We start from the raw sequence: 4,587 nt of genomic DNA, 5'->3' as shown, positions 1-4,587 counted from the left end.
GTTCCAAAAACCGCTGGTAGTACAGCAGCCCCCGCGAAACCTGCGTCTGCTGAAGCAAAATCTCGGCCACCCACACGCGGTAGGGGTCACGCCCACCTTCATGGCCTAGCCGCCAGGGCAGGTCGCGGCCCTGGCGATCAAACCAGCCGAGCAGCGACCGACGCACTTCAGGAATGGAGGGGGGTTGCACCGACGCAGTGTACGGGCCAGCGCAAGCCACGACCGCGATACAGGAGACAAAAAGTCCCTTTCTCCCAGCTAACCGTGGGAAAAAGAGACTTCAACAGATTTTTCAGGAGCGCCAGCACCGTCGCGTCGTTTGCGCAGGTTTCGCGCAGATCGGTTCGGCGGTTACGCGTGCACAGCCCCGGAAGGCGCCATCAGTAAGCCAGTTCACTCTGGCCTGGGGTGCGCACGCGGCGGCGCACGCCCAGGGCATACTCTGACAGTTCAGAGAGTAGGTCGGCCATGCCCATACGCAGCAGATACTGCCCTCCCTGCAAGGGGGTCAGCGCCAGGAAGGGTGGGCGTGACAGGGTTTCCAGGATAATGTTCAGTTCGGCGGTATTCACGCCGCTGCCCAATCGCTGGGCCAGTTGCATGACGCTGATGATGCTGTTGGCCGGTTGCTGGGCCAGACTCAGCACCACGAAGCTGAACGCGCCGCGCTGCGCCAGGTGAGCGCTGACCAGTTCCGCGATGCTGGCCGCGCCTGCCAGATCGAGGTTTCCGGCCCGCCAGTATCCACGCAGGTCAATGGGGCTTAGGGGGGTCAGGCGGGCGTGGTCAGTCAGGGCCACCAGCGCCTCACGCGTCACGCGGGAAACTCCCTCGGCCCGCTCGGCCTCGTGGGTCAGGAGCAGCTTGGCCTCGTCTTGCCCATTTTCCCAGGCAGGCTGGGTCATGGCCAGCGGATCGGCGGCCAGCAGCACTGTGTAGCCATGCTGCGGCCCCAGATCGGCGCTCAGGCGCATCAGTCCGGACGCCGGGTGAGTCAGCTGGTACCCGGTCAGGCGAGCAAATTCGGCGAGCAAATCCTCGCTCTGGTTGCCGGTTCCTGCACCCTTTTGCGTCGCCGCGCCGGAAGCAGCCGGAGCAAAGAGGGCCGCCACTTCGCGGGCCGCCTCACGGACATCCGGCCTGGCCTCGGGGCGCGGGGCCACTTCCGTTCTGGGTTCGTTCCGTTCTGGGTGCTCGCTCCGGGCCACGGGCGGGGTGGCCGACTCGGAAACGGCCTCAGAAACAGTGGGCCGCTGCATCCTGACCTCGCGCACATGTGGCGTACTCGACACGACCACCCGCTGGGCGTCGGGCTGCTTGGCAACCGGCTGGCGCGGTGCGGGCGCGGCGGCGTGGGGCTTGACGATGGTCTCGACCTCATAGCGCCCCGGCGTCATGGGCGTAATGACCATAACGTCATTAACCCCCAGATTCTGAGCGTGGTAGAAGGCCCCGAGGCCACTGACACACATCCGGTTGCGCTCGACCTGAACGGTATGTTCAGTTCCACGGTCATCGATGAACTGCACCGGGCCGTTTTCAGGAAAGAACGACTCGTTGTACTTGAGCAGGCGCATGCTGCCCTCTTGCAGGCAGGAGCGGGTGATGATGTAGCGAATTGGGTTCACGAGGTAAAGCCCTCCGTTAAAAACGAAAATCTGGTCGCCATGCTGGCGGTTGATCTCGTATGAGTTGCAATGTCGAGCAGTGCAGAATAAACCTAGCAGATAGAACTGGAAATTTCCGGCTCTCTACTACGCCTTAGTGTGACGCGAAAATCCGTCAGGATCAAATATTTCAGGGCAGTTAGAAAAGAAAGAGACCGTTTATTATGTTTTGAGCAGAGCAAACGGCTTGCTTTCACCTTTAAGCTTACTTTCGCGGATCTTGGTACGGCGTCCAAAAGTTCTGAAGTATCGAGCCGTAGTACGCGGCTGTTGATGCTGGCGCTGTGCAGCGTGCCTTTCTGAATCTCTCCGACCACCCGCTGCGGCCCCAGCCTGACCGCGCCCTGAATGCCTTCTAGCAGGCTGATGGCTAGACCCAAACGCCCCGACCTTCCGACCGAAATGAGCTGGCGGTATGTGAACGAGGTGTACGCCACGCCCGAGCCGATGCACTTCTGGGTCAAACAAGGGCGATGGGGCGGGGCGTCGCGGCTTCACGCCTGCCCTGTGGCTGCATAAAGTTGACTAATGCTGAATACCGCGCTATAGTTGTTGACATCACCGCCCACAGAGGCGGCTTTTTTATTGCCGGGTTGTTTTAGAGTTTTATACAAGCCGCACAATGGGAACTGCCATGACTTCTCCCTCTCCGCCCAGCACTACCATGCTCAGTAGCCCTACCACCACGGTCGCGCCCCGCCCGGTGCAGGAGCGTTCGCTGCTGCCGGACGTGCTGCGCGGCGTGGCCCTGCTGGGGATTTTGTGCGTGAACATGCAGGACTTTGCGGCTTTCAGCGAGTGGCAGCAACGCGGCATTGACCGCGCCGCGCAGGTGCTGACCGACATTTTGGCCAATGGGCGGTTTATCAGTCTCTTTGCCATGCTGTTCGGTTGGGGCGCGGCGGGGCTGATTCGGCGGCATGGCCCCCGGCTTTTTCTAAGGCGGCATCTGGTGCTGCTGCTAGTCGGGGCACTGCATTTCGTGCTGGTGTGGCACGGCGACATCATCAGTCTGTACGCGGTAGCTGGGCTGTCGCTGCTGGCGCTAGCGGGGCGCAGCGAGCGCGTGCTGCTGGGCACGGCCCTAGTGTGCGGCGGATCGTGGCTGGCCGACACGCTCTGGAGCGCGGCACAGTCCCTGTCTTACGGCACTTTAGAGCGCTCGGGCACCTTTCCTGACCTAAGCGCTCAGGCGACCTACCCGGCCCTGGTTGCGGGGCGGGCCGCCGAGTTTCCGGGGGAGTTGTGGGGCGGCGCTTTGTATAACGGCCCCTGGCTGATCGCACTGTTTTGTCTGGGGGCCGCCGCCTACCGCAGCGGTGTGCTGGCCCGCCCGCAGGAGCATGTGCCGCTGCTGCAAAAGTTGGCGAGGTGGGGCACGACGCTGGGCCTGCTCCTGGGCATGGTGCTGGCTTGGCTCAATACCCGCCCCGACTACGCCAGCAGTCTGTTTGCCATTCCGGTACGCATGGGCGGTGGCTTGGCAGGCGGACTGGGCTACGTGGGCCTGATCGGGCTGTTGACGGTGCAGGGCCGCCTGGGACTGCTGCGGCCCTTTGCCCAGAGCGGGCGCATCGCCATGAGCAATTACCTGGCGCAGAGCCTGGTGATGACCACCGTGTTTTATCCCTACGCCGGGGCACAGTGGGGGCGCTGGGGGGCGGCGGCGACGCTGGGGCTGGCGCTGGCCTTCGGGCTGCTTCAGGTGTGGCTCAGCGGATTGATCGTGCGGCGCTCCGGCAGCGGGCCGCTGGAGAGGCTAGTGCGGCGACTGGTCTACGCTGTACCGGCAGCCAGAAAATAGGGCGAGGGCCGTAGTCCCCGCCCTAGCTCAGTTTTCCGGCTACTCTTTGTTCTCGTCCTCGTCGAAGTATTCAAACCTAAAGGTGCCGATCTCGACGGTGTCGCCTTCGCGTGCTCCGGCCCGCTTGAGGGCGTTGTAGAGACCCTGGCGCTTGAACAAGTTGCCCAGGTACTCGGCCGCTTCTTCCATGTAGCGCGAGAAACGCACGATCTTTTCCTCGAAGCCGCCACCATGGATTTCCCAGACGCGCTCGGGCTGCCCGTCATTGATGACACCCACGCCTTTGGCCGCCGGATCGATGCGGAAGGTGAGGGTTAGCGGGGCCTCGGTCAGGGTATCCGGCTCGATTTGCAGCGCCTTATTCTGCGCCCACAGTTCGCGGTCGGGCATCATCTGGAACAGCGTCTCGCGCAGGTCGGGCAGGCCATTGCCTTCCTTGGCGCTGACCTTGAGCACCGGCAGACCGAACTCGGCCAGTTCCGCCTCGACCATCTCGGCGATGTCCGGCTCGACCAGCTCGACCTTGTTCAGCGCGATCAGCGCGGAGTTGTCCAGCAGGGTCGGGTCGTAAGAGCGCAACTCGGCCTGAAGCTGGCCCAGTTCCTCGACCGGGTCACGGGTCACGTCCAGCACGTACACCAGCACGCGCGTGCGGCTGATGTGGCGCAGGAATTCCAGGCCCAGCCCCTTGCCCTCACTGGCTCCCTCGATGATGCCGGGGATGTCGGCGAGGGTAAAGCGCTCGTCGCGCCCGTCTCCCCAACTCTCGCCGCGCTGCACCACGCCTAGAATCGGCGCGAGGGTGGTAAACGGGTAATCGGCGATCATCGGGTTCGCCCGCGAAAGTGCGGCCAGCAGGCTCGATTTGCCCGCGTTGGGATAGCCCACCAGCCCCACGTCGGCGATCAGGCGCAGTTCCAGGCGCACGCGGCGCTTCTGGCCCGGCACCCCCAGCTCGGCAAAACGGGGAGCCTGACGGGTGCTGCTGGCAAAGGTGCTGTTCCCGCGCCCACCGCCGCCGCCCCGCGCGATGATCTTTTCCTGACCCACGCGAATCAGATCAGCGATGACCTTACCGCTGTCCTCGTCAAAGGCCGTCGTACCTACTGGAACCTC

3 protein-coding genes and 1 pseudogene are annotated in these 4,587 nt (G+C 63.5%); 1 reads left to right on the top strand and 3 read right to left on the bottom strand.

Annotation, left to right across the window (positions count from 1 at the left end):
* Together QZ269_RS12095 and QZ269_RS12090 are read right to left on the bottom strand one after the other, a co-directional pair.
* Positions 1-190 (bottom strand): annotated as a pseudogene (locus tag QZ269_RS12095) (A/G-specific adenine glycosylase); the annotation flags it as partial.
* A 190-nt stretch (positions 191-380) separates the two neighbouring features.
* Entirely contained in the window at positions 381-1,628 is a 1,248-nt protein-coding gene (locus QZ269_RS12090; RefSeq protein WP_367272295.1) for a hypothetical protein, read from the bottom strand.
* 673 nt (positions 1,629-2,301) lie between these two features.
* Between QZ269_RS12090 and QZ269_RS12085 the strand changes: the two genes are divergently transcribed.
* The gene (locus tag QZ269_RS12085) at positions 2,302-3,471 is read left to right on the top strand and encodes a DUF418 domain-containing protein (RefSeq protein ID WP_291426959.1); all 1,170 of its coding nucleotides are present in this window, start codon (positions 2,302-2,304) and stop codon (positions 3,469-3,471) included.
* A gap of 39 nt (positions 3,472-3,510) precedes the next feature.
* Here the strand turns inward: QZ269_RS12085 and cgtA are convergent.
* Positions 3,511-4,587 (bottom strand): Obg family GTPase CgtA (gene cgtA / locus QZ269_RS12080; protein ID WP_291426958.1); only part of this gene is annotated, 1,077 nt, incomplete at its 5' end.

The organism is Deinococcus sp., from assembly GCF_018260405.1.
Classification (GTDB): domain Bacteria; phylum Deinococcota; class Deinococci; order Deinococcales; family Deinococcaceae; genus Deinococcus.
Note: the sequence above shows the minus strand (reverse complement) of the source record. Positions and strands in the feature narration are given on the sequence as shown.